This is a genomic window from Enterobacter sp. CP102 (assembly GCF_025152625.1).
Taxonomy (GTDB): Bacteria; Pseudomonadota; Gammaproteobacteria; order Enterobacterales; family Enterobacteriaceae; genus Enterobacter; species Enterobacter soli.
The window spans coordinates 286798-311555 of the sequence record NZ_CP104014.1 but is presented as its reverse complement, the minus strand read 5'-3'; the positions used below and the strand labels follow the sequence as shown (position 1 = coordinate 311555).

22 protein-coding genes are annotated in these 24758 nt (G+C 53.6%); 5 read left to right on the top strand and 17 right to left on the bottom strand.

Annotated elements, in window-relative coordinates; genetic code table 11:
- Window positions 1–10: 10 nt before the first annotated feature.
- A complete protein-coding gene (locus tag N1249_RS01450; protein WP_014068536.1) occupies window positions 11–700 on the bottom strand; it encodes an LrgB family protein in 690 nt (229 codons plus the stop codon).
- Window positions 693–1103 carry a CidA/LrgA family protein gene (locus tag N1249_RS01445; protein ID WP_166718274.1) on the bottom strand — a complete coding sequence of 137 codons (411 nt, stop codon included), beginning with the start codon at window positions 1101–1103 and terminating at the stop codon, window positions 693–695. Before N1249_RS01445 ends, N1249_RS01450 begins: the two co-directional genes overlap by 8 nt.
- Window positions 1104–1205: 102 nt before the next feature.
- On the opposite strand from N1249_RS01445, the gene N1249_RS01440 reads away from it, so the two are divergent.
- Window positions 1206–2093 (top strand): LysR family transcriptional regulator, encoded by an 888-nt coding sequence (locus tag N1249_RS01440; RefSeq protein ID WP_259833966.1) that lies wholly within the window; start codon window positions 1206–1208, stop codon window positions 2091–2093.
- Between the two features lie 73 nt (window positions 2094–2166).
- Here N1249_RS01440 and N1249_RS01435 read toward each other — a convergent pair whose 3' ends face one another.
- The 4 genes from N1249_RS01435 to soxR all read right to left on the bottom strand — a co-directional run bounded on the left by N1249_RS01435 (window position 2167) and on the right by soxR (window position 7108).
- Window positions 2167–3813, bottom strand: a complete 1647-nt coding sequence (locus N1249_RS01435; protein ID WP_259833964.1) for a Na+/H+ antiporter — start codon at window positions 3811–3813, stop codon at window positions 2167–2169.
- Between the two features lie 149 nt (window positions 3814–3962).
- Window positions 3963–5312, bottom strand: a complete 1350-nt coding sequence (gene ghxP, locus N1249_RS01430) for a guanine/hypoxanthine transporter GhxP (RefSeq protein ID WP_259833963.1) — start codon at window positions 5310–5312, stop codon at window positions 3963–3965.
- A 298-nt stretch (window positions 5313–5610) separates the two neighbouring features.
- Window positions 5611–6282, bottom strand: coding sequence for a glutathione S-transferase family protein (locus N1249_RS01425; RefSeq protein WP_259837937.1), 672 nt, complete (start codon window positions 6280–6282; stop codon window positions 5611–5613).
- Window positions 6283–6649: 367 nt separating this feature from the next.
- Window positions 6650–7108 carry a redox-sensitive transcriptional activator SoxR gene (gene soxR, locus N1249_RS01420; protein ID WP_259833961.1) on the bottom strand — a complete coding sequence of 153 codons (459 nt, stop codon included), beginning with the start codon at window positions 7106–7108 and terminating at the stop codon, window positions 6650–6652.
- Window positions 7109–7206: 98 nt separating this feature from the next.
- Here soxR and soxS point away from each other — a divergent pair, with 98 nt between their 5' ends.
- Window positions 7207–7533 (top strand): superoxide response transcriptional regulator SoxS, encoded by a 327-nt coding sequence (gene soxS, locus N1249_RS01415; protein ID WP_003860277.1) that lies wholly within the window; start codon window positions 7207–7209, stop codon window positions 7531–7533.
- Between the two features lie 5 nt (window positions 7534–7538).
- Here the strand turns inward: soxS and N1249_RS01410 are convergent, their stop codons facing one another.
- Together N1249_RS01410 and N1249_RS01405 are read right to left on the bottom strand one after the other, a co-directional pair.
- Window positions 7539–9107, bottom strand: a complete 1569-nt coding sequence (locus tag N1249_RS01410) for an EAL domain-containing protein (protein ID WP_259833959.1) — start codon at window positions 9105–9107, stop codon at window positions 7539–7541.
- Between the two features lie 339 nt (window positions 9108–9446).
- A complete protein-coding gene (locus N1249_RS01405) occupies window positions 9447–10850 on the bottom strand; it encodes a sensor domain-containing diguanylate cyclase (RefSeq protein WP_259837935.1) in 1404 nt (467 codons plus the stop codon).
- Window positions 10851–11329: 479 nt separating this feature from the next.
- Between N1249_RS01405 and N1249_RS01400 the strand changes: the two genes are divergently transcribed.
- Window positions 11330–11611, top strand: a complete 282-nt coding sequence (locus N1249_RS01400) for a YjcB family protein (RefSeq protein WP_014068527.1) — start codon at window positions 11330–11332, stop codon at window positions 11609–11611.
- Between the two features lie 77 nt (window positions 11612–11688).
- Here N1249_RS01400 and ssb1 read toward each other — a convergent pair whose 3' ends face one another.
- Window positions 11689–12213 carry a single-stranded DNA-binding protein SSB1 gene (ssb1, locus tag N1249_RS01395; protein WP_014068526.1) on the bottom strand — a complete coding sequence of 175 codons (525 nt, stop codon included), beginning with the start codon at window positions 12211–12213 and terminating at the stop codon, window positions 11689–11691.
- Between the two features lie 251 nt (window positions 12214–12464).
- Here ssb1 and uvrA point away from each other — a divergent pair, with 251 nt between their 5' ends.
- On the top strand, window positions 12465–15287 hold the full coding sequence (gene uvrA / locus N1249_RS01390) for an excinuclease ABC subunit UvrA (protein ID WP_166718273.1): 2823 nt from the start codon (window positions 12465–12467) through the stop codon (window positions 15285–15287).
- A gap of 3 nt (window positions 15288–15290) precedes the next feature.
- On the opposite strand, the gene N1249_RS01385 is transcribed toward uvrA, so the two are convergent.
- From N1249_RS01385 to dnaB, 5 genes are all read right to left on the bottom strand, one after another.
- Window positions 15291–15644, bottom strand: a complete 354-nt coding sequence (locus tag N1249_RS01385) for an MmcQ/YjbR family DNA-binding protein (protein WP_014068524.1) — start codon at window positions 15642–15644, stop codon at window positions 15291–15293.
- Window positions 15645–15760: 116 nt separating this feature from the next.
- Window positions 15761–16474 (bottom strand): acid phosphatase AphA, encoded by a 714-nt coding sequence (aphA, locus tag N1249_RS01380; protein ID WP_259833957.1) that lies wholly within the window; start codon window positions 16472–16474, stop codon window positions 15761–15763.
- 257 nt (window positions 16475–16731) lie between these two features.
- Window positions 16732–17925, bottom strand: a complete 1194-nt coding sequence (gene tyrB / locus N1249_RS01375; protein ID WP_259833955.1) for an aromatic amino acid transaminase — start codon at window positions 17923–17925, stop codon at window positions 16732–16734.
- Between the two features lie 119 nt (window positions 17926–18044).
- Entirely contained in the window at window positions 18045–19124 is a 1080-nt protein-coding gene (gene alr / locus N1249_RS01370) for an alanine racemase (protein ID WP_259833954.1), read from the bottom strand.
- Window positions 19125–19140: 16 nt separating this feature from the next.
- Window positions 19141–20553, bottom strand: coding sequence for a replicative DNA helicase (gene dnaB / locus N1249_RS01365; RefSeq protein ID WP_166718268.1), 1413 nt, complete (start codon window positions 20551–20553; stop codon window positions 19141–19143).
- Window positions 20554–20618: 65 nt separating this feature from the next.
- Here dnaB and N1249_RS01360 point away from each other — a divergent pair, with 65 nt between their 5' ends.
- Window positions 20619–21614 carry a quinone oxidoreductase gene (locus tag N1249_RS01360; protein ID WP_259833952.1) on the top strand — a complete coding sequence of 332 codons (996 nt, stop codon included), beginning with the start codon at window positions 20619–20621 and terminating at the stop codon, window positions 21612–21614.
- Between the two features lie 290 nt (window positions 21615–21904).
- Here the strand turns inward: N1249_RS01360 and pspG are convergent, their stop codons facing one another.
- The 3 genes from pspG to traF all read right to left on the bottom strand — a co-directional run bounded on the left by pspG (window position 21905) and on the right by traF (window position 24610).
- Window positions 21905–22147, bottom strand: coding sequence for an envelope stress response protein PspG (gene pspG / locus N1249_RS01355; protein ID WP_259833948.1), 243 nt, complete (start codon window positions 22145–22147; stop codon window positions 21905–21907).
- A gap of 137 nt (window positions 22148–22284) precedes the next feature.
- Window positions 22285–23280, bottom strand: a complete 996-nt coding sequence (gene dusA / locus N1249_RS01350) for a tRNA dihydrouridine(20/20a) synthase DusA (protein WP_259833945.1) — start codon at window positions 23278–23280, stop codon at window positions 22285–22287.
- Window positions 23281–23362: 82 nt separating this feature from the next.
- The gene (gene traF / locus N1249_RS01345) at window positions 23363–24610 is read right to left on the bottom strand and encodes a conjugal transfer protein TraF (protein WP_259833942.1); all 1248 of its coding nucleotides are present in this window, start codon (window positions 24608–24610) and stop codon (window positions 23363–23365) included.
- Window positions 24611–24758 lie beyond the last annotated feature (148 nt).

Below are 24758 nucleotides of genomic sequence, written 5' to 3'. Positions count from 1 at the left end.
GCCGGGGAGTTTAAAACATCACCCACGCCACCAGCGGCGCAATCAGCACCATCACCACGCCCGAAAGCATCATCACCAGGCTTGCGACCACGCCCTCCTGCTGACCGAGTTCGTAAGAACGTGCGGTTCCTGCACCGTGGGAAGCGGCGCCAAACCCGGCCCCTTTTGCCATCCCTTCACGGATAGACAAGCGCAGAAACAGCATATCGCCTACCGCCATGCCGAAGACTCCGGTGACGACGACAAACAGCGCCACCAGATCCGGCTGCCCGCCGAGCGGTTTCGCTGCCGCCAGTGCAAACGGCGTGGTCACCGAACGCACGGCCAGGCTGCGCTGAATTTCATCCGACAGGGTAAACAGCCGCGCCAGCCAGACCGAACTGCACACCGCCACCACCGTGGCGGTAATCACGCCCGCACTCAGCGACATCCAGTGGCGTTTGATGATCGCCAGGTTGTCGTATACCGGCACCGCAAAAGCGATAGTTGCCGGACCGAGCAGCCACAGCAGCCAGTGGGATTCACCAATGTAGTTCTGCCAGGAGATGTGCCCGAACACCAGCATCAGCACCAGCAGGATCGGCGTGAACACCAGCGGCATCAGCGGCAGGGCGTGAAAACGGCGATACAGACGCTTGTTGGCAAAGTAGATAACCAGGGTGGCAATCAGGCACAGCACGCTTATCTGAAAGTTAGTCATGCTTCTGCCTGCTGATTTCAAACCGATAGACTTTATCCACTACCCAGGCCGTCGCGCCCAGCACCATCAGCGTGCTCAGGGCAATAACAGCAAAAATACGCCAGCCGTCGACCATCAGCAGTTGCGCGTAGTTCACTACCGCCACCACCGCCGGGACAAAGAACAGCAGCATTTCTGCCAGCAACCAGCGAGCACCAGCGCGGACCCAGTTGAGGGGAACAACGCGGCAAAGAATGAGCGTCAGCATCAGCACCATCCCGACCAGATTGGCAGGCAGCGGCAGATGCAGCCAGCTGACAAGATATTCCGCGAAAACAAACAGCGCGGCATAGAGCAGTACCTGAACCGGTACCTGAAGTCGTTGCACAACGGCAGGCGTAACACGACTTAACGCCACGGCCATGGGGGATTTCCTCAAAAATGCGATGAAGCGCCAGTATAGTGACCACACGTAATGGACTGAAATGAATTAAAATCATCAAATGCATAGTTTCGAGGAATAATCATGGACATAAGAACGCTGCGCTATTTTGTCGAAGTGGTTCGTCAGCAGAGTTTTACCCGCGCAGCGGAGAAGTTATTTGTCACCCAACCTACCATCAGCAAGATGCTGAAAAACCTCGAAGATGAACTGAATTGTACGCTGCTTATTCGCGACGGCCGCAAGCTGCTGCTGACCGATACCGGCCGCGTGGTGTTTGAGCGCGGGCTGGCTATCCTGGCGGAGTTTCGCCAGCTGGAAGCGGAGCTGGGTGATATTAACCATCTGACCAAAGGCCTGCTGCGTCTGGGCATCCCGCCGATGGTGGGGATGATGATGGCCGGGCCGATCGGCCTGTTCCGCCAGCGCTACCCTGGCGTGGAACTGAAAATTTCCGAATTCGGCGGCTTAACCGTGCAGCAGGCCGTCACCAACGGTGAGCTGGACGTGGCGATGACCGCGCTTCCCGTTGAAGAAGAAAGCGGGCTGGCCACCCTGCCGCTCTTTAGTCATCCACTGTGCGTGCTGGTACCACGCTCCGGCGACTGGCTGAAGATAGACTCGGTAAAACCCGAACTGCTGGGCGAGCACCCGCTGCTTATCTACAACGAAGATTTTGCCCTCAGCCGTCAGCTGATGGCGCTGTTTAACCAGCACAACGTGAAACCGCGCATTGCGGTGCGAAGCGGTCAGTGGGACTTTCTGGCGGCCATGGTTCAGGCAGGGGTGGGGATTGCGATTTTGCCGCAGCCTATCTGCGAGCGGCTGGATAAAAACACCCTGCGCTGGATCCCGCTGGAGAGCGATTTGCACTGGCAGCTAGGAATGATTTGGCGCGAAGGGGTCTATTTGTCGCACAGCGCGCAGGCGTGGTTGCAGTGTTGTGAGGGGTTTTGGATCCCCTCACCCTAACCCTCTCCCACAGGGAGAGGGAACCGATCGAGCACGTAGGTCCGGTAAGCGCAGCGCCACCGGGCAAAAAGCACTACTGATTTTCTATCAACAACGCTTCCAGCAGATCCAGATCGTGCAATAGTTTTTGTAGCGTCTCATTACTGATCTGACGCGTGGCGCGCAGGTGATACAGCTCGGCACGCTCTGAACGCAACGCCGCAAGGCGGAAGCGGCGCTCCAGATTCTCTTCCTGAAGCGAACTCTCCACATCATTTCGCCCGTCGGCACGGCGGCGCAGGTTCCCGATAACGCGTGAACTCACTTCTGTCAGCAGCTGGTTGTCGATGTTCTCTTCGGCATCTGACGCCAGGCGTTCTTCCATTTTCTGGATCGCGACAATCGCCACTTCTGCCGTCGCCGCGCGGGCAATACGCTCCTCTTTATGCTGCTGAGTCGAGTCGCCCGTGTCGATATGCTGGAGCAGGATTGGCAGCATGACTACGCCGACAAACAGCGAGAAAAGGATCACGCCCGCCGCCAGGAACACCAGCTCGTAACGAGCCGGGAAGACATCGCCCGTCGGCAGCAGCAGCGGAATGGAGAGCACACCGGCAAGGGTGATCGCCCCGCGCACCCCGGCAAAAGAGGCAATCAGCAGCTCGCGCGTGGTCCATGAACCAAACTCCATCGGCTTATTCGTGAGGAAGCGCACGCTGAATTTCTTCATCGTCCACAGCCAGCCAAAACGGACCAGCATCAGCGCAAGGTAAATAAGCACGATATCGGTGAACAGCATCCAGGTTTCAACGTTAGGGTCGGCTTCTGCCGCCACCAGTGAAGATTCCAGAATGCCCGGCAGTTGCAGGCCTAACAGCAGGAATACCATGCCGTTAAACACGAACTCCAGCATCGCCCAGGTACTGTTTGCACGCAGACGCATCGCCAGCGGCGCACGGCGCATAACACCCGCACGGGTGATGGTCATCCCTGCCGCAACCGCCGCGAGGATGCCCGACACGCCAATATGTTCAGCAATCAGATAAGAAGCGAACGGCAGCAGGAACAGCAGCACGATCTGCGTGGCAGGTTCATCACCGCCCCAGCGGCTGAGAAAGCCCAGTGAACGGCCATACAGCCAGCTCACCACGAAGCCTGCCAGGATACCGCCAATCGCCACCTTAAAGAATTCCAGAGTGGCGCCACCCACGGTGAAGACCATTGTCCCCATCGCCACCGCCACGGCAAACTTCAGGGCTACCAGGCCGGAAGCGTCGTTCATCAGCGCCTCCCCCTGTAAGATGCCCATGATTTTCTTCGGAATACGGCCTTCACCGACAATGCCGGAAAGCGCCACGGCATCGGTTGGCGACAGCACTGCCGCCAGCGCAAAGGCCGGGATCAGCGGGATACCCGGCACCGCCCAGTAAATCAGGAACCCGATGCCCACCACGGTCACGACCACCAGCGCCAGCGCCAGGCCGAAGATCTCTCGCCCGTGCTCAAGGAATTCTCGCGTCGGGGTTTTCCAGCCATCAGCAAACAGCAGTGGCGGGATAAACAGCACGAGGAACAACTCCGGGTCGAACTCGACGTGTAAACCAAAAGTCGGCCATGCCAGCAGCGCACCGATGGCAATTTGCATTAATGGCAGGGGTAACTGAAACGGCAGTACGCGGGTGACAACCCCGGATAGCGAGACCACAAGGGTCATGATGAGTATTGTGAAGAAGATTTCCATGCGTTCCCTGTTTGCGATGATTCTTGTGTACAACGGAAGGCGTCGTGCCTCTATTCTATCTTCCAGAGAGTAACGCAATTGGCAACGATGTGTGTTCCGAAAATAAAAACGGGCGGCCAAAGCCACCCGTTTTCGCATAAATCGATAACTTAAATCGCCCAGCCACCCGCGTAGAACGCGACCAGCGCAATTGCGATGACCACAGTACCGATGTTCAGCTTACGCCACTCACCGGACACCAGGCGGCCAATCACCAGCGATGCGAAACCGATCATGATGCCGGTAACGATGTTACAGGTCAGCACGATGAACACCGCAGTAATCAGGCCTGACATGGCATCAACGAAATCAGCGAAATCGATTTTAGCCACGTTGCTCAGCATCAGCAGGCCGACATACATCAGCGCCGGTGCCGTTGCATACGCAGGCACCAGGTAAGAAAGTGGGGAGAGGAACAGGATCAGCAGGAACAGCACGCCAACGGTGATGGCTGTCAGGCCGGTTTTACCGCCTGCCGCCGTGCCCGCTGCGGACTCGATGTACACCGCCGCTGGCGCTGCACCTACCAGGCCTGAGAAGACGCTACTCAGGGAGTCGGTGGTCAGTGCTTTACCTCCGTCGATAATCTGGCCGTCTTTGTCCAGCAGATTCGCCTGGCCTGCTACCGCACGGATAGTACCGGTGGCATCAAACACCGCCGTCATCACCAGCGCCAGTACGCTTGGCAGGATCACCGGGTTCAGCGCGCCAACGATATCCAGGCTACCAATCAGGGAGTTGCCTTTGTCATCGCTCAGGGATGGCATGGCGAAGATACCGGAGAAATGAACGTTCGGATCGAAAATCAGGCCAACAACGGAAACACCGATAATGGTCAGCAGGATACCGCCCGGAACTTTCAGTTTTTCCAGACCGATAATCACTGCAAGGCCAATCAGAGACATGATAACCGGGAAGCTGGCGAAGTGACCCAGGGCAACCGGCAGGCCGTCCAGTGGGTTTTTGATAACCAGACCAACACCGTTAGCCGCGATCAGCAGCAGGAACAGGCCGATACCGATCCCCGTACCGTGCGCCACACCGTGCGGCAGGTTGCGCAAGATCCAGCTACGAATACCGGTTGCAGAAATCACCGTAAACAGGACACCCATCAGGAACACGGCACCGAGCGCAACAGGCACGCTGATGTGTTGACCCAGAACCAGGCTGAATGCGGTAAATGCGGTCAGAGAGATGGCACAGCCGATGGCCAGTGGCAGGTTCGCCCACAGGCCCATCACGATGGAGCCCACACCGGCCACAAGGCAGGTGGCAACAAAAACAGCCGCAGGCGGGAAGCCTGCTTTACCGAGCATCCCCGGTACAACGATGACGGAATAAACCATCGCCAGAAACGTTGTCAGACCGGCAACGACTTCCTGGCGCACGGTGCTGCCGCGTGCAGAAATTTTAAACATGGCGTCAAGTGAACCGCCAGTACGCGCAGATGGCGTAGACATAGAAAACATCCCCTGAGAGTTTTTATAGAAAGTCCGTAAACGTGGTGGAGACTCCACTGCCAGCAAAACGTCAAATCCTTGTGCTACGTTTGCGACGAATAGGGGCGTCACAAAAAAAGCAAACGTTTAGCTCCGCGCTTACAAAACGGGTGGTCAAATTAAGGCAAACGATTATCTAGCCTAATCACCGCCCTTTTCAACTTAACTTTCTCGTTTTTCGCTAAAATTACCTTATGACGATGAAGAATTAACCAGAGGATGCGCAAACGTTATCGTCTGTGCGCAATTTAGTAACATTTCAGCCTTCGCCTGGGATATCGAACGGCCCGCCTTGTTCGAGAGTACGCTGCCATCCCGGACGCATTTCCACCCTTTTCTTCCAGGCATGAATATGCGGCAGGTTTTCAACGCCACCTCGCGTCAGCAGCGCAAAAACCGGAAAACTCATCTGAATATCGGCCATGCTGAAGTGTTCGCCGGCAAACCAGCTGTTTTCGCTCAGATAAGATTCGATATAGCGCGCGTGGGTTTCCAGCTGTCGATTGAGCCACGCCTTTTGTACTCCTTGCCCCAGCACCTTACCCAGCGCCCGCAGGCCAAACGGGATAGGCGGTTTTCCCAGGCTTGCAAAGACCAGCTTCATCAACAGCAGCGGCATAAGAGAACCTTCTGCATAGTGCAGCCAGAAACGGTATTGCACCTTATGCGCCGGATCCCGTGGCTTAAGCTGAAACTCTGCGTCATAGGTTTCCTGGAGATATTCCAGAATGGCGCCCGACTCCGCAAGAATCAGTCCGTTATCTTCAATCACCGGGGATTTACCCAGCGGATGCACTTTTCGCAGCGCCGCAGGTGCCAGCATGTTCTTTTCGCGCTGGTAGTGAACTATCTGATAAGGCAAAGAAAGTTCTTCCAGCGCCCAAATCACACGCTGTGAACGCGACTGATTAAGATGGTGTACGGTGATCATCATGTTCTCCTGTGATTCATACTGATTAACTATAGAAAATTGAATAACACCGCGAAAATAATTTGGCTAAAAAGTGAACTCTGGCGCTGGCGAAAATCAGCTCCTTGCATAGAATTAAAGTGTCAGCACAATCCGGAACCTCCCCAACTTGCTCGACATGAGGGGTGCTGATGTCGGGGGAAACCCTCCCGTGAACCAGCGGGATAGAGTGAAAGACAAAGACCGGGAAAAACTAAAGCGCCCTTTGTGGCGCTTTAGTTCTTTATTATGCTTTTTACCGGGTGACGCTTCGCTTACCCGGCCTACGTTCTCGGTTTTGTAGGCCGGGTAAGGCGCAGCCGCCACCCGGCAAACCGGCCGCACATACTCAATCCTCCTCCAGCAACCGCGCGCCCGTTCCTTGCTCGCCCAGCCTGTCGCCGGGGTTACGCAACGGGCAGTCGCTGCGAGATAAACACCCACAGCCAATACAGCCGTCCAGTTCATCGCGCAATGCCACCAGGGTATGAATGCGCCTGTCCAGTTCGTCACGCCACTGGGAGGAAAGCTCCTTCCACTCTTTTGCGCTCAACGTGTGTCCTTCCGGCAAAACGCCAAACGCATCGCCGATGGTGGCCAGGGGAATTCCGATTCGTTGCGCAATTTTGATAATGGCCACGTAGCGGAGCACATCGCGCGTGTAACGACGCTGGTTCCCGCCGTTACGAATACTTTTAATTAACCCTTTGCTTTCATAGAAGTGGAGCGCCGATACCGCTACACCGCTTCGCTTTGCCACTTCACCAGGGGTTAAGAGCGCTTTAATGCGCGGTAATCTCTTTTCCATAAAACCTCTTTACCTCAAGTTAACTTGAGGAATTATACTCCCCCGCAGAGAAAACGACGAATCAACAGAGATAGTTGTATCTACAGAGGGGCAACCTTATGTCGCATCAGCAAATTATTCAGACACTTATTGAATGGATTGATGAACATATCGACCAACCGTTGAACATTGATGTGGTCGCTAAGAAGTCGGGCTATTCGAAATGGTATTTACAGAGAATGTTCCGCACAGTCATGCATCAAACGCTGGGCGATTACATTCGTCAGCGCAGGCTACTGCTGGCAGCGCAGGCGTTGCGCTCTACGCAACGGCCTATTTTTGATATCGCCATGGATCTGGGTTATGTATCGCAACAGACCTTTTCCCGCGTGTTCCGCCGCGAGTTCGACCGCACGCCGAGCGATTATCGTCATCAGTTGAATTAATACGTTTAGCGTAAAGGCTGCTGCTGCCAGGTCATAAATTCCTGCGGCGGCATCGCTTTCGCGAAGTGCCATCCCTGACAATATTGCACACCACGCTTTAACAGCCAGCTCACCTGCTCTGCCGTTTCCACCCCTTCCGCGATGGTTTTTAAGCGCAGGCTTTGCGCCATTTCGATAATGTGCTCGGCAATCAGGTGGCTGGTGCTGTTGGTTGTCAGTGTGTCGACGAAAGATTTATCAATCTTGAGGATATCGACGTTCAGGGAATAGAGGTTATGCAGGTTCGAGTAGCCTGTACCGAAGTCATCGATAGCCACTTCATAACCCGCCTGGCGGAACGCCTGGATAACCGGCGTCGTTTTAGGAACATCGATGAACCCGCGTTCCGTCACTTCAATTTTGATCTGCTGCGCGCGAACCGAGTGGAAGCGGGCCTTATCCGAGATCAGAGCGATCAGGCGCGAAGAGTGGAAATCCGCAGCCGATAAGTTAATCGAGATATAAAGATGGGGATTTTCAGCCAGGAAATTACCCAGATCGCTGAAGACCTCTTCAACAACGTAATCGGTAATGCGTTCGATCATCCCTTCTTTTTCGGCCAGTGGAATAAAATCCGCAGGGCTCATCACTATCTGACCGTTAAACCCAGGCCATCTCAGCAGAGCTTCCGCACCCACGCAGCGGTTATTTTTAATATCAATAATGGGTTGATAATGAACGCACAACTGGCGCTTATTCAGCGCCCGGTGCAGCAATCGTCCTGGTGAATTGAGTTCACGATGGGTGCGTGACCACACCAGCAGTATAATAACGCTACAAATCATCCCCAGCGGCAGCGTCAGAGTTGCCTGGTGATAGAGCGTTTCATAAAAACGTTTATTCGATGTCGAAACGATGGCGGCAATAGGGCGTTTTTCGGAATTTATGATCGTGTAGAAACGCTCATCTTTTTGAAATGTCGATTCCTTATGTCGAATCATCGAATTTAATAATGAAACGTTGGCCTGCGTGCTGACTGAAAAAAATGCATTGGTAACGGTGTCATATACTCCCCACGCCAGCGAATGATCGTTCGACATTACCTCGCTGTAAGAAAGTGGATTAACCACAACGACATAATTCCCGCGCTGCATATACGTCATTTTATAACCGGTAAAAAATGGCGTATCGCGATAATAATAGATAGCAACGTCAGGCTTACGTTTGTAATTGGCGGGAGATATTAAGTAAGGGTGTTCAGGCGTAAGAATTGTCGAACAAAGAAAATTCTGACCTTCAGCATAAATTAAATCAGCGACGAACAAACGGCCACGCACAACGTTCAACATATATTGACGATGTCCAGGCGTACACAATTTACCCCGGTATTTTTCGGCGTCATTACGCGCCAGGTCAACTTGTTGAATTACAAGCTCTGTTTTATCTAACGCCAGCTCGGCAAATGTTCGTAATTGGGCACTTGTTTCTGTTACGGCTCTGAGCTGGGCAAACCATAGCGCAAGCATCACCGGTAGCAGAACTACCATGATGATCCCTACCACCCTTAGCATCTTGCGCCGTGCGCTACGATTCATTTCCCGCCCTATATCCCTGCATTTTGTACGCCTGTAGTAATGAAGGCCGGATGCTTTGATAAACAGGTGATTACGTTGCATGAATCATGCGAAGTTAGCAACTGACTTTTAGTATTAAAAATCTTAATTTTCGTTATGCCGATAATATTCTCCCGTAAGCCAAACTGAAAGTATTCGTTCCGTTTCTATTAAGGAAAATAATTATCCAGTCTGAGCGGGAGGTTTTAAGATAACACAACAGAGGATCGGTGATTAAGCTAAACTATTGGCAGCATGAAAAAAGAACACGTTGAACATGAAATTTTATGCCATTTGGCGATAAGTCATCCCTGATTCGATTTATAAATAATCAGAAGCCAGCACTGTTTTTCCTCTTCCTGTACGCTTCGCATCATATAACGCTTTATCTGCTCGCGTGAGTAATGCCGAGGTATCGCGCTGACCCTGGCCCACTTCAACCACACCAGCACTAAAAGCAAGCTCCAGCTTTCTGTCGCCGACCATCAGGGGTTTTACCTTCAATATGTGACGTAACTGGTTGGAGAGTCGTGTTGCGGCATCGCCGTCTGTTCGCGCCAGCAACAGTAAAAACTCTTCACCGCCCACACGCCCCAGTGCCGATCCGGCCGGGCTGATTTCCCGTAGCCGATCGCAAAAATGGATCAGTGCGGCATCGCCAACCAGATGCCCCCATTCATCGTTGATTTGTTTAAAATAATCCAGATCGAACATCAGCACGCAGAAGTGGCTGTCTACATCCTGTCGCGAATTCGCCGCCAGCGCCGATTTAAGCTTTTGCAAAATTGCTGAGCGGTTAAAACAGCCGGTGAGATCGTCAGTGGTGGCCTTAACCGCCAGCTGCTGTTCAGCTTTTTTCCGCTCGGTAATATCCAGACCAATATTCAGAATCGAGTTGTCGGGTAACAAGATGTTAGACCACAGAATGGTTAGCTGCATCCCGTCTCTGCGCAGAGGATGCCATTCATACATATCTTTAAGGGGAGAAACATGCACAGACTCCCGCACCCGTCGACGCTCTTCAGGATCAGGATAGAAAAGAACCAGCGGATCGGAATGCGCAGCGACCTCCGCCATACTCCAGCCAAACACTTTTTCACACTCTGCATTCCACAATACACAACGGTTATGTTTGTCAAAGGAGTTCATGAGCACCGGGGCTCGCTCGAACAAGGTTTTATACTGCGTGACTACCCGTTGCATTTCTTGCGCCGTTTTTTCTCGCGCGATAATTTCTTCAAAATAGTCTTTTAGCTTCTCAACCAGCACCACCACGATATTTTTAAGGATCGGGAGAGAATTGAGTCGTTCATCAAACGCTAAAAAGAAATAGCCACTACAGTGCCAGTCGTGTGAAGAGAGTTTGCATAAAACACCGCTTTGTAACTGCGTGTAGCCCGGATGTTGGGCAGGAAAAAGCGCGCGGCCGATATGCTCTTTCCAGTACACCACCCGCCATGATCGGTTATGGCGCTGCAGCGCGGTACTGGCAAGAAAATCAGTCACGTCAAAAGAGTGACAGGTGACGTCACCTGCGCACACCACTCGTTGCAATCCGTCATCGTCATCAACGCTGACCCAGGCAAGTGTTGAACCTAAAACCCGGTTAATAGTGTCCAGCATTTCCGATAAAGAGCACTGAGAATTAAGCAGTGGCATAAGCTTCGCCAGTGCGTGCAGCGCCTGCATACTGTCATTAACAATATCGCGTCGTTTTTCTTTCATCATTTGTTCGCAGGTCATTAAATGATAGACCGACCGCAACATATATTCAGATTAAAAAAAACGTTAATTACTGAATAAAAATTCAGAATAATGAAATAACACTCTGTGTGTAATGAAAATGATACGCATCAGAAAAAAACCAAAAAATTCAAAAACCTGAATTATTAGTTACGAGTACATTTATTTGTCCACTCAAGCATAATCTATAGGGTTTATGCTGTAAACGTTATACAACTTTTGAAATATTGCAGAGGTTTGGCTATCTCAATGAATTCATTACAAAGAGTGAGGAAAGCCCACCATTAGCCTGCAAAGATATATTTTCACTTGCGTTCAAAAGCATATCTCGTGTCTATACCTGCCACTATTTTCATCATCCTGACACTGGCGAATAAAACAGCAAGTGTGATATAGTTCACATATCTTATGTAACTCAAAACACTGTTTCAGTCGTTCGTCTGCTTTTCGAGGATAGGTTTATGGCAACCATTACCACCAGCATGGTTCTCCTGCGCTGGCCGTTGTTCAGTGCGGTTTTGATGTTTTTAGCCAGCACGCTGAATATTCAATTTCGTAAATCTGACTATGCTGGCCTTGCGGTGATCAGCACCGTGCTGGGACTGGGCGCGGCATGTTGGTTTGCAACGGGCTTGCTTGGCATCACCCTGCTGGATATCGCAACCATCTGGGAAAATGTGAAAGTCGTCATGGTTGAAGCAATGAGCCACACTCCGCCGGACTGGCCGATGGTAATTACCTGACAGAGTAATTCCTGCGGGTACTGATGAGCACAATAAAAAACCTCGCAAATGCGAGGTTTTTTTATGCCTGACAGAAATCAGAACGGGATATCGTCGTCGAAGTCCATTGGCGGCTCATTAGATGGCGCCGGAGCAGACTGCTGCTGCGGACGAGACTGCGCGCCGCCGCTGAACTGGTTGCCGCCCTGTGGCTGCTGAGGCTGACCCCAACCGCCCTGCTGCTGGCCGCCACCTGCTGGTGCGCCACCGCCCTGACGACCACCCAGCATCTGCATGGTGCCGCCGACGTTGACCACGATTTCGGTCGTGTATTTTTCAGCACCGGACTGATCGGTCCATTTACGGGTACGCAGCTGGCCTTCGATGTAAACCTGAGAACCTTTACGCAGGTACTCACCCGCCACTTCAGCCAGTTTGCCGAACAGCACAACACGGTGCCATTCGGTCTGCTCTTTCATTTCACCGGTCGCTTTATCACGCCAGGATTCGGAAGTAGCCAGCGTAATGTTGGCAACTGCGCCACCACTCGGCATATAGCGTACTTCCGGGTCCTGGCCCAGATTACCGACGAGAATCACCTTGTTTACGCCTCTGCTGGCCATGTTCGTGTCTCCTGAATACGTTTCTTAATAGTGTAAACGCGCGAGTGTATCATTTCCACGCGGCAATTTGCATAGTTGCGTAGCCAGTTCAGAAATCTCTCGCGAACTCGACATTGTTACACAGAGAATCAGAAAATGCATTCCAATACTGTATATTCAAACAGGTCAATTTGTGTCATAATTAGCCGTTTCTGACAGCCGGTTGTCCTTCAAACAAACCAGGCAAACAGTGTTCCTACCGGGAAAGGTGAATGGATAAGATCGAAGTTCGGGGCGCCCGCACCCACAATCTCAAGAATATCAACCTCATTATCCCTCGCGATAAACTCATCGTCGTGACCGGGCTTTCGGGGTCTGGCAAATCCTCACTGGCTTTCGACACTTTATACGCCGAAGGACAGCGTCGTTACGTTGAATCGCTCTCTGCCTACGCCCGGCAGTTCCTGTCGTTAATGGAAAAGCCGGACGTTGACCATATTGAAGGGTTGTCACCTGCTATCTCTATTGAGCAGAAATCGACTTCACATAACCCGCGTTCAACCGTGGGTACGATTACCGAAATTCATGACTACCTGCGTCTGCTGTTTGCACGCGTAGGTGAGCCGCGCTGCCCGGATCACGATGTGCCGCTGGCCGCACAAACCGTGAGCCAGATGGTCGATAATGTGCTGGCACAGCCGGAAGGCAAACGCCTGATGCTGCTCGCGCCTATCATTAAAGAGCGTAAAGGCGAGCACACCAAAACGCTGGAAAACCTGGCAAGCCAGGGCTACATCCGTGCGCGTATCGACGGCGAAGTGTGTGACCTGTCTGATCCACCGAAGCTGGAATTGCAGAAGAAACACACCATCGAAGTGGTGATTGACCGTTTCAAAGTGCGCGAGGATCTGGCGACACGTCTGGCCGAATCGTTTGAAACAGCGCTCGAACTCTCTGGCGGCACCGCCGTGGTGTCCGACATGGACGACCCGAAAGCCGAAGAGCTGCTCTTCTCAGCGAACTTTGCCTGCCCGATTTGCGGCTACAGTATGCGCGAGCTGGAACCACGCCTGTTCTCATTCAACAACCCGGCGGGGGCATGTCCGACCTGCGACGGCCTGGGCGTGCAGCAGTATTTTGACCCGGACCGTGTGATTCAGAATCCGGAGCTGTCCCTGGCTGGCGGCGCGATCCGCGGCTGGGATAAGCGCAACTTCTACTATTTCCAGATGCTCAAGTCGCTGGCAGAACACTATAAATTCGACGTTGAGGCTCCGTGGGCCAGCCTGAGCGCAAACGTGCACAAAGTGATCCTCTTCGGTTCCGGTAAAGACAATATCGAATTCAAATACATGAACGATCGTGGCGATACCTCCGTGCGCCGTCACCCGTTTGAAGGCGTGCTGCACAACATGGAGCGCCGTTACAAAGAGACGGAATCCAGCGCTGTGCGTGAAGAGCTAGCGAAATTTATCAGCAACCGCTCCTGCGCCACCTGCGACGGCACGCGTCTGCGTCGCGAAGCGCGTCATGTGTTTGTCGAAAATACCGCGCTGCCGACCATCTCAGACATGAGCATCGGCCACGCGATGGACTTCTTCACTAACCTGAAGCTTTCCGGCCAGCGCGCGAAAATCGCAGAAAAAGTACTGAAAGAGATTGGCGATCGCCTGAAATTCCTGGTGAACGTTGGTCTGAACTACCTGACGCTTTCCCGCTCGGCTGAAACGCTCTCCGGCGGTGAAGCGCAGCGTATCCGCCTGGCAAGCCAGATTGGTGCGGGCTTAGTGGGCGTGATGTACGTGCTGGATGAGCCGTCTATCGGCCTGCATCAGCGCGATAACGAACGCCTGCTCGGTACGCTTATCCACCTGCGTAACCTCGGCAACACGGTGATTGTGGTCGAGCACGATGAAGATGCTATTCGTGCCGCTGACCACGTTATCGATATCGGCCCGGGCGCAGGCGTGCACGGCGGCCAGGTCGTGGCGGAAGGGACGCTCAAGGATATTATGGCGGTGCCGGAATCGCTGACTGGCCAGTACATGAGCGGCAAGCGCAAGATTGAGGTGCCGAAACAGCGCGTGGCGGCGAACCCGGAAAAAGTGCTGAAACTCTCCGGTGCGCGCGGCAACAACCTGAAAGACGTGACCCTGACACTGCCTGTCGGCCTGTTTACCTGTATTACCGGGGTCTCCGGTTCCGGTAAATCGACGCTCATCAACGATACGCTGTTCCCGATTGCGCAGACCCAGCTTAATGGCGCTACGCTTGCTGAACCAGCACCGTACCGCGATATTCAGGGGCTGGAGCATTTCGATAAGGTCATCGATATCGATCAGAGCCCGATTGGCCGCACGCCACGTTCCAACCCGGCAACCTATACCGGCGTGTTCACGCCTGTACGTGAACTCTTCGCCGGTGTGCCGGAATCCCGCTCGCGCGGGTATACGCCAGGACGTTTCAGCTTTAACGTACGCGGCGGTCGTTGTGAAGCCTGTCAGGGCGACGGTGTTATCAAGGTAGAGATGCACTTCCTGCCAGATATCTACGTGCCGTGCGACCAGTGCAAAGGCAAGCGTTATAACCGCGAAACGCTGGAGATTAAATACAAAGGCAAGACCATCCACGAAGTGCTGGATATGACCATTGAAGAGGCGCGCGAGTTCTTTGATGCCGTACCTGCGCTGGCGCGTAAACTGCAAACGCTGATGGATGTAGGGCTGACCTATATCCGTCTTGGGCAGTCAGCAACCACGCTGTCGGGCGGTGAGGCGCAGCGCGTGAAGCTGGCGCGTGAACTGTCCAAGCGCGGCACCGGTCAGACGCTGTACATTCTGGATGAACCGACCACAGGCCTGCACTTTGCGGATATTCAGCAGTTGCTCGACGTGCTGCATCAGTTGCGCGATCAGGGCAACACCATTGTGGTGATTGAACACAACCTCGACGTGATTAAAACCGCAGACTGGATTGTGGATCTCGGCCCTGAAGGCGGTAGCGGCGGCGGTGAAATTCTCGTGTCCGGTACGCCAGAAACCGTTGCAGAGTGCGAAGCGTCGCACACCGCACGTTTCCTCAAGCCTTTGCTGTAATCGTCATACGGAGAGCTGTTGTCGGGTCGATTCCGGCAGCAGCTCAACGGCCTGCTGATAAGACGCATCCACCAGATAGTAGATTTGCGAGCCGGGCAACGAACCATCAAGATAGACGGTGCTCCAGTGGGCTTTATTGAGATGCTTGCTTGGCCGGACATCATGGTGCTGCTCGCGTAGCAGTTCAGCCAGCTCCGGGCTGGTTTTCAGCGATGCCGCCGGGCGACCTTCAACCTCTTTCACCATGGCAAACAGCACATCGCCAACCTTTATCTGCGTGGCTTTCCAGTCACTGTGGACGCTTTGCTCTGCGCCGGGCTTATTCATGCAATATTGAAGTATCTCCGAGATTGTCATCTTTGCTCACCTGTAAATGGGTTGAACGCGACCTGAGTACCTGCCTCTTTAAGTGTGCAGCAAGACGACAAAAGGTAAACCCGGCAGGCCTGATTTGTACAAAAAATCAGCATACCTCAGTATTCAGAATTCACAATCACCTCTTCGCCAAAACTTCCCGCCATTGGCAGCGGTCGGTAGGTCGAATTAGAGGCACGTAACACCCTGATCCCTCTGGCACCCACATCACGAGCGGCGGTGATATCGTTATCTGAATCACCATAGAATACTTTGATATTTTTCTGCTCCAGCCACTGTGTTTTGGTGTTCTGGCCAGGTTTATCACCCGCAAAAATCACCGGGTTCATGTTGGCGGCAGGGATTAGAAAATCGTCCTGCAAGGTTTTGGATACCGTTTCGGTTTTGGTCTGGCTGCGTCCGGTCACAAAGTAAATGCTGTCGCCACGCTTAACGTGCATGGCAATCAATGAGCGAGCCACCTCTTTCGGAATGCTGAACTCATCCCAGCCATTATTCATTTTTTCCCAGAACTCCGGGTTTTTCAGATAGGCTTCGCTGTCCGGTGAGTACATTTTTTTACCGCGCCAGAAGCCCGGGCTTGAGAACAATACGGTGTCGTCGATATCAAAACCCACGGCCATCGGCGGGCGCCCCATCAGGCTGTTTTCAATCTGTGCCACAGAAACCCAGTGGATCGGTGCTTGTTCAGCAAGGATGGCGGCGGTGGTTCCGGTGTAAACCGGTGTGGGCGCAGAAGCTCGCGCAACGACTGCACTATTAAGCGAGAACAATAAGCAGGCGGCGCTGAGCGCCAGTGTGATCTTGCGCATATTTTCCCCTGAATATTCAGTTTGTTATCGTTTTATTTTGAGCGAATGGTCAAAAAACTACCCGACCATAACCCCTGAGGGAGTCGAATGAAAGGAGTTTTTGCTTATGGATCTGAATAAAAAGAAGAAGATCACAAAGCGCGGATGAAAGGCGCAGGCCCGGTAAGCACCGCGCCACCGGGCAAGATTTCTTAGCAGCCTGATGCCCTCACCCCAACCCTCTCCCACAGGGAGAGGGAGAAATGAATAGTGAGTACTTACATTACCGCAGCAAACGCCTGCGCCACGCGCTGTACGTTACTGGCATTCAGACCAGCTACACACATACGGCCGCTGGCAATCAGGTAAACGCCGAACTCATCACGCAGACGGTCAACCTGTGCCGCACTCAGACCGGTGTAGCTGAACATACCGCGCTGTTTAAGCAGATAGTCAAAATTGTGTCCCGGTACGGCCTCTTTCAGCACGTTAACCAGCTCCTGACGCATCGCCAGAATGCGTTTGCGCATGGCCTCCACTTCGGCAAGCCAGGACGCTTTCAGCTGTTCGTCACCGAGAACGGTCGCCACCACATGCGCACCAAAGTTTGGTGGGCTGGAGTAGATACGGCGTACGGTTGCCTTCAGCTGGCCCAGCACGCGCCCTGCGGCTTCTGCATCTTCACAGACCACAGACAGGCCGCCAACGCGCTCACCATACAGGGAGAAGATTTTAGAGAACGAGTTGCTGACCAGTACAGGTAACCCGGCGCTGGCAGCGGCGCGGATCGCATAGGCATCTTCCTCCATACCTGCGCCAAAGCCCTGATAGGCAATGTCGAGGAACGGGATCAGGTTGCGCGCTTTCAGTATCTCAATCACCGCATCCCACTGAGGATTGGTGAGGTCTGCGCCCGTTGGGTTGTGGCAGCACGGGTGCAGCAGCACAATACTGCGCTCTGGCAGGGTGCTCAGTTTTTCCAGCAGTGCCTCTACACGGACACCGTTGGTTTCATTGTCGAACCACGGGTAAGTCGCAACCTTAAAACCCGCGCCTTCGAAGATAGCCACGTGGTTTTCCCACGTAGGATCGCTGACCCACACGCCGGAATCCGGGAAATATTTTTTCAGGAAGTCTGCGCCGACCTTCAGCGCACCCGAGCCGCCCAGCGTCTGGATGGTGGCGACACGTTTTTGCGCAAGCACCGGATGATCGGCCCCAAACAACAGCGGCGCAATGGTGTTACGGTAAGCATTTAACCCCTCCATCGGCAGATAAAGCGATGCGCCATGAGGCACAGCATTAAGACGCGCTTCGGCTTCTGCCACCGCCTGCAACTGAGGAATAATGCCATCCTCGTTGTAATACAGGCCAATGCTCAGGTTCACTTTGTCGCTGCGAGGATCTTCTTTGAAACGCTCCATTAAGGAGAGAATGGGGTCGCCGGCGTAGGCGTCAACTTTCTGAAACACGCGATGGTTCTCCGGAAATCGATGAGGCAGGGATTTCAACAATAAACCGGATATGGCAGAAGATCGAGGGGATGTTAATAAACATGGAGTGAGAGTAACGCTCTCACTCCAGTTGTGGGTCAATCAATGTATTTCATCGCCACCCTTGAGGTCAGGCGCGTGATAAGTTCGTAAGCACTCACTTTCGTTATTTCAGCAATGCGCTCAACGGGTAATCCTTCGCCCCACATCACCACATCATCGCCCGCTTTGTCCTGAGCTTCCGGTCCCAGGTCAACGCAAATCATGTCCATCGCCACGCGGCCAACAATCGTCACTTCTCGGCCATTAACCAGCACCGGAGTACCGGACGGCGCAGCGCGTGGATAACCATCGCCATACCCCATCGCCACCACACCAAGCCGCGTATCGCGCTCGCTGACCCAGGTTCCCCCATAGCCCACAGGCTCACCCGCTTTGTGCTCGCGCACGGCAATCAGGTTAGATACCAGCGACATCACCGGCTGGAAGCCAAAATCCGGCCCCCAGGGCTTGCTGTCCAGCGGCGAAACGCCATAGAGAATGATGCCAGGACGCGCCCAGTCAAAGTGGGACTGCGGCCAGAGCAAAATACCGCCGGAGGCGGCAATAGAGCGCATTCCCGGTTTGCCTTCGCAGAAGGTGTTAAAGATATCGAGCTGTTGCTCCGTGGCGCCACATTCTGGCTCATCGGCACGGGCAAAGTGACTGACGATATTGACCGGCTGACGCACGTTTTTGCACTGACACAGGCGCTGGTAAAACGCATCCGCCTTCTCCGGGCGCACGCCCAGACGGTGCATCCCGGTATCGAGCTTCATCCACACGGTTACCGGCTCGCTGAGCTCAGCGGTTTCCAGCGCGGCAAGTTGCTCTTCGTTGTGGACCGCGGTATGCAGGTGCTGGTCGGCAATGGTGGTGAGGTCGCTGGCTTCAAAGAAGCCTTCGAGCAGCAGAACGGGCTGGGTAATTCCGCCTGCACGCAGGCGCAGAGCTTCTTCAAGACGGGCGACGCCAAAAGCATCGGCATCGGGGAGCGTTCGCGCGGTCTCAATAAGACCGTGTCCGTAAGCGTTCGCTTTCACGACTGCAACGAGCTTGCTGGCGGGTGCCAGTTCACGCAGACGTTGCAGGTTGTGTCGCAGAGCGCGGCGGTTAATAACAACAGTTGCCGCTTGCATTTGAATTCCTTAGAAATTACTCATCATCATATTGAGGGCCGGCATAGTTGTCGAAACGCGACCACTGTCCGTTAAAGGTCAGGCGTACCGTACCGATTGGGCCGTTACGTTGCTTACCGATAATGATTTCCGCGATCCCTTTCAGGTCGCTGTTCTCGTGATAAACCTCATCACGATAGATAAACATGATTAAGTCCGCATCCTGTTCGATGGAGCCGGATTCACGCAGGTCGGAGTTGACCGGGCGTTTATCCGCACGTTGTTCCAGGGAGCGGTTAAGCTGTGACAGGGCCACAACAGGAACCTGTAGCTCTTTAGCTAACGCTTTGAGCGAGCGGGAAATTTCTGCGATTTCCAGCGTACGGTTGTCAGAAAGCGACGGCACGCGCATCAGCTGGAGGTAGTCGATCATGATAAGGCCAATACCGCCATGTTCGCGGGCAATACGGCGCGCACGTGAACGCACTTCCGTTGGCGTCAGGCCGGAGGAGTCATCGATATAGATGTTACGTTTTTCCAGCAGGATCCCCATGGTGCCGGAGATGCGCGCCCAGTCCTCGTCATCGAGCTGACCGGTACGAATTCGGGTCTGATCCACGCGCGACAGCGATGCCAGAGAACGCATCATGATCTGTTCTGATGGCATCTCGAGGCTGAAAATCAGAACCGGCTTATCCTGCAACATCGCCGCATTTTCGACGAGGTTCATCGCAAATGTCGTTTTACCCATCGAAGGACGCGCCGCGACGATAATCAAGTCCGACGGCTGTAGACCGGCGGTTTTCTTGTTGAGGTCGTCGTAGCCGGTATTGACGCCCGTTACGCCGTCGTGCGGCTGCTGGAAGAGCTGTTCGATACGCGCAACGGTGGCGTCGAGCACATCGGCAATATTTTTAGGGCCTTCGTCTTTATTCGCGCGGCTTTCGGCAATTTTAAACACACGAGATTCAGCCAGGTCGAGCAGATCTTCGCTACTGCGCCCCTGTGGATCAAAGCCCGCTTCGGCGATTTCATTAGCCACCGAAATCATTTCACGAACAACGGCACGTTCACGCACGATATCAGCATAGGCGCTGATATTCGCCGCACTTGGCGTGTTTTTGGAGAGTTCTGCCAGATAGGCAAATCCGCCGCAGCTATCGAGTTGCCCAAGCCGCTCCAGCGATTCCGCGAGCGTAATCAGGTCAATCGGGCTGCCCGATTCTTGCAGGCGCGCCATTTCGGTGAAGATATGGCGATGCGGGCGGGTGTAGAAATCTTCAGAGACCACGCGCTCGGCGACATCGTCCCAGCGTTCGTTGTCCAGCATTAAACCGCCCAACACCGACTGTTCCGCTTCAATCGAGTGCGGCGGGACTTTTAACCCGGCGACCTGATAATCACGTTCACGGGGTTCAGTCTGTTTGTTGAAGGGTTTGTTTCCTGCCATAGTGAATGGAGTTACCGAGATAAAGAGTGGGTCGAAAGATTACCACATTTTCTTATGGAGGAAGCATGGCAACGCGTATTGAATTTCACAAGCATGGTGGCCCTGAGGTACTCAAAGCCGTGGAGTTTACCCCCGCCGCACCGGGTGAAAACGACGTTCAGGTGGAAAATAAAGCCATCGGCATCAATTACATCGATACCTATATTCGCGGTGGGCTCTATCCGCCACCGTCTCTGCCAAGCGGGCTGGGAACCGAAGCGGCAGGCGTAGTGATTAAAGTGGGCAGTGCCGTTAAGCACCTTAAAGAAGGTGACCGCGTAGTCTATGCGCAATCGGCACTGGGGGCTTACAGTTCCGTACATAACGTCCCGGCCGATAAAGCCGCCCTTTTACCTAATGCCATTTCGTTTGAACAAGCGGCGGCCTCGTTCCTCAAAGGGCTGACCGTTTACTATCTGCTGCGCAAAACCTACGAGATCAAACCCGACGAACAGTTCCTGTTCCATGCCGCCGCGGGCGGCGTGGGCCTGATCGCCTGCCAGTGGGCAAAAGCATTAGGTGCGAAACTGATTGGCACCGTAGGCAATGCGCAAAAAGCACAGCGCGCATTGCAGGCTGGCGCATGGCAAGTGATTAACTACCGCGAAGAGAGCATTGTTGAGCGGTTAAAAGAGATCACTCACGGTCAAAAAGTGCGCGTGGTGTATGACTCAGTGGGCAAAGACACCTGGGAAGCTTCGCTGGACTGCCTGCAACGCCGCGGCCTGATGGTGAGCTTCGGTAATGCGTCCGGCGCCGTGACCGGCGTTAACCTGGGCATTCTGAACCAGAAAGGCTCGCTGTATGTCACGCGCCCTTCTCTTCAGGGTTACATCACTAACCGGGAAGAGCTGGAGGAAGCCAGCAACGAACTGTTCTCACTGATCGCCAGCGGGGTGATTAAAGTGGACGTGGCAGATGCGCAGAAATATCCGCTGGCGGATGCGCAGCGCGCACATGAGGTACTGGAGAGTCGGGTGACGCAGGGGTCGAGTCTGCTTATTCCCTTTTCCCCTAAATAATTCATGTTGCAGAAAGGCGGCAATTGAATGAATCCCCGGGAGCTTACTCAAGTAAGTGACTGGGGTGAGTGAAAGCAGCCAACGCATCTGCGGCTTGAATTATGAGGGGGAAAAAAGAAATTGGGCTTCCCGTGGGAAGCCCTTTCTTTTTTTAGTTCGGCTGTATGTAGGGTACAGCTCGATGAATTCTTTAGCGGCAGTCATAGTGACAGAATCGATAACTAAATCCTATTCTGTTCTAAGCAATGATGCCGGAAAAGTTGCAGGTATGTGACGAACCCCTCAATACCTTAGTAACGAAAACGGTTATTGCGCTGATAATTTTGGACTTTTGGTGATTTAATCGCCCGAATCACCCACACAACAACAATTGCCAGCAGTAACCACGGTAACAGTTTGATCGTCAGGGCAAATAAACCACCAATAAACATGACAATCGTTGCCACCACCATCGCCGCCAGGATGCCAAGCAACGATACCCCGGTCACCAGCAGCATGACAAAAAAGCCAATCACAAAAAGTAGTTCGAGCATGGTTCTCTCCCAGGTAATGCCCCAATGATGCATTGAGCATTACAAAAAACGTGCCAAACCTAACTCATTGTTATCAAAACAAAACGCCCCACAACAATGTGCAGGGCGTGGTGAATTTAACTATGTTTTGGTGAAATTTATCGCTTATCAGCAACCAGACGCAGCGCGTGCTCCAGCACCTCGATGTCTGCACCGGCTTTATGCGCGTTCTCGCTGAGGTAACGACGCCACTGACGCGCCCCCGGGATCCCCTGGAACAGGCCAAGCATGTGGCGGGTAATGTGGCCAAGGTAGGTACCGTTGCTCAGCTCGCGTTCAATGTACGGATACATGGCTCGCACCACCGAAACAGGATCCGTATCAGCACCTTCCACACCATAGATTTCACGGTCAACCGTCGCCAGGATGCCCGGGTTCTGGTACGCCTCACGGCCCACCATCACACCATCCATATGGTCGAGATGCACTTTGGCTTCTTCCAGCGATTTAATTCCGCCGTTAATCGACATCGTCAGCTGCGGGAAATCACGCTTCAGTTGATAGACGCGCGGGTAGTCCAGCGGTGGAATTTCGCGGTTCTCTTTCGGGCTAAGGCCAGAAAGCCAGGCTTTACGCGCATGGATGATAAACATCTCGCACTCGCCTTTTCCGGCAACGGTATTGATGAAGTCACACAGGAATTCATAGCTGTCCTGATCGTCGATACCGATACGGGTTTTGACCGTTACCGGTATGGAGACGACATCACGCATCGCTTTGATGCAGTCTGCGACCAGCTGCGCATTGCCCATCAGGCACGCGCCGAACATGCCGTTCTGCACGCGATCGGACGGGCAGCCGACGTTGAGGTTAATCTCGTCGTAACCCCGTTCCTCAGCCAGCTTCGCGCACTGCGCCAGCGCGGCCGGATCGCTCCCGCCAAGCTGCAATGCAACCGGATGTTCTTCTTCGCTGTACGCCAGATAGTCGCCCTTCCCGTGAATGATCGCGCCGGTTGTCACCATTTCGGTGTACAGCAACGTGTGGCGGGAGAGCTGACGCAGGAAGTAGCGGCAGTGTCTGTCCGTCCAGTCGAGCATCGGCGCAATGGAGAAACGGTGTGCAGGAAAAACAGTCTGTGATTCTGACGACATGGCTAAGTTTTAAGCATCTGGTGGAAAAGGGGCGCTACTATAGCACAAAGAAAAGCCGGAGGCGCAGCGCCTCCGGTGCACTTTAGAATGTCAGCGTCAGCTGTGCTCCCGCCCCCCAGGTTTCGTCTTCACCGTACAGGCCCATCAGGTCGACATGTACCGTGTTGAGCGGCGCGAACCCGACACCCGCCGTAAAGACGTTGCTGTCGTTATTCTTGACGTCAGCCCGGTAACCGGCGCGAACAGCCAGCCAGCTCAGCGGAGTGACTTCTGCACCTACGCCCACGTACTGAGAGTTCTCTTCGCTTTTAAAGCCTTTGGTTTCCGTCAGATCGCCATCCGCGGTCAGGGTCAGAAGATCGGTATGCCAAGCTGCACCTGCAGTAACAACTGGGCTTATCTGGTAGGTATCGCGCACGCCGTCCACCTCTTTAGTGTCGATATCGCGCGAGAAGAGGTTATGCCCGGTCAGGCCGACGGTCCAGTTATCACCAAAGTCAGCGGCAATACCCGCATCGACGTTAAACCCGGTGTCATCATTACGGTAACGGCTGCTGTTGATGTCATCGCTGTTGAAGTTGTAGATAGACACCGTGTAGTTATACAGCCAGGTTTGTTGCAGCTTCGGGGTGATCCCCACAGACACTGGCACGCCGCTGATATCAAACTGACGAGCCACCGCCACGCCGTAGTCTGAAACAATTGCCGCACGGCCAAAACCTTTTGATTTCAAATCGTTCGGGTCAACGCCAAACACAGCAGATGGCGCGGCTTCCACTGCCCGCAGTTTGTCGGTATCGCCCTGATCGATGTAAGAACTCACGCGTGCACGCGCGTTGGCTTTTGCCACAAATGCCACCGAGAGCACATCATTAGGAATGCTTACAGCGATCCCACCACCTGCTTTACCGCTGGCGGTTTTTCCTTTCAGTGAGTCCAGCTGATCGGCCAGGTCGCCTGCTGCAGAAGAAACTTCCCGCGATGCAGGGCTAAGAGGATTTAACAGATCGATAAGATTGATGCTATCCAGCGTGCTGCGATAACGGTTCACGTCATCGCTGATGTCATCAATCTTATCCCGCAGATTGTCCTTATCAGAAATCTGCGCACCAATGGAGGGTAAAATAAGGGTGACATCATCGTCAGGTTTCGCTTTTGCCAGCAATGCCGGGTTGATTAACACCCCGCTGCCATAGCTGCCTGCCGCTACGCCCGTGCCACCCATCGCGTCACTACGCGCTTCTGTCCAGGTATTGGCTGCTCCCGCCTGATTTGCCATAAACAAGGAGACAGCGATGCTAACCACCGAAAATTTAAAATGTTTCTTCACAGTATGCTCGTCTTATAGTCTGTTATGAAATAACCCCTGTCTGTTATCACCCAAACAGGAACGAACTATTGCTGTGAATAAGTACAAAAAGACCCGCTATTTCCCTAAGTTAAATCACCAACAGGCCTGTTGTTTTTTGTGATGGCCC

Coding starts and splice junctions, on each gene's coding strand:
- N1249_RS01410 (WP_259833959.1), bottom strand. CDS start 9,107: ATGAATCGTAGCGCACGGCGCAAGATGCTAAGGGTGGTAGGGATCATC.
- uvrA (WP_166718273.1), top strand. CDS start 12,465: ATGGATAAGATCGAAGTTCGGGGCGCCCGCACCCACAATCTCAAGAAT.
- N1249_RS01440 (WP_259833966.1), top strand. CDS start 1,206: ATGGACATAAGAACGCTGCGCTATTTTGTCGAAGTGGTTCGTCAGCAG.
- dnaB (WP_166718268.1), bottom strand. CDS start 20,553: ATGGCAGGAAACAAACCCTTCAACAAACAGACTGAACCCCGTGAACGT.
- soxR (WP_259833961.1), bottom strand. CDS start 7,108: ATGGAAAAGAGATTACCGCGCATTAAAGCGCTCTTAACCCCTGGTGAA.
- N1249_RS01405 (WP_259837935.1), bottom strand. CDS start 10,850: ATGAAAGAAAAACGACGCGATATTGTTAATGACAGTATGCAGGCGCTG.
- soxS (WP_003860277.1), top strand. CDS start 7,207: ATGTCGCATCAGCAAATTATTCAGACACTTATTGAATGGATTGATGAA.
- alr (WP_259833954.1), bottom strand. CDS start 19,124: ATGCAAGCGGCAACTGTTGTTATTAACCGCCGCGCTCTGCGACACAAC.
- N1249_RS01435 (WP_259833964.1), bottom strand. CDS start 3,813: ATGGAAATCTTCTTCACAATACTCATCATGACCCTTGTGGTCTCGCTA.
- N1249_RS01400 (WP_014068527.1), top strand. CDS start 11,330: ATGGCAACCATTACCACCAGCATGGTTCTCCTGCGCTGGCCGTTGTTC.
- dusA (WP_259833945.1), bottom strand. CDS start 23,280: ATGTCGTCAGAATCACAGACTGTTTTTCCTGCACACCGTTTCTCCATT.
- ssb1 (WP_014068526.1), bottom strand. CDS start 12,213: ATGGCCAGCAGAGGCGTAAACAAGGTGATTCTCGTCGGTAATCTGGGC.
- N1249_RS01450 (WP_014068536.1), bottom strand. CDS start 700: ATGACTAACTTTCAGATAAGCGTGCTGTGCCTGATTGCCACCCTGGTT.
- ghxP (WP_259833963.1), bottom strand. CDS start 5,312: ATGTCTACGCCATCTGCGCGTACTGGCGGTTCACTTGACGCCATGTTT.
- N1249_RS01385 (WP_014068524.1), bottom strand. CDS start 15,644: ATGACAATCTCGGAGATACTTCAATATTGCATGAATAAGCCCGGCGCA.
- N1249_RS01360 (WP_259833952.1), top strand. CDS start 20,619: ATGGCAACGCGTATTGAATTTCACAAGCATGGTGGCCCTGAGGTACTC.
- aphA (WP_259833957.1), bottom strand. CDS start 16,474: ATGCGCAAGATCACACTGGCGCTCAGCGCCGCCTGCTTATTGTTCTCG.
- pspG (WP_259833948.1), bottom strand. CDS start 22,147: ATGCTCGAACTACTTTTTGTGATTGGCTTTTTTGTCATGCTGCTGGTG.
- N1249_RS01445 (WP_166718274.1), bottom strand. CDS start 1,103: ATGGCCGTGGCGTTAAGTCGTGTTACGCCTGCCGTTGTGCAACGACTT.
- N1249_RS01425 (WP_259837937.1), bottom strand. CDS start 6,282: ATGATCACCGTACACCATCTTAATCAGTCGCGTTCACAGCGTGTGATT.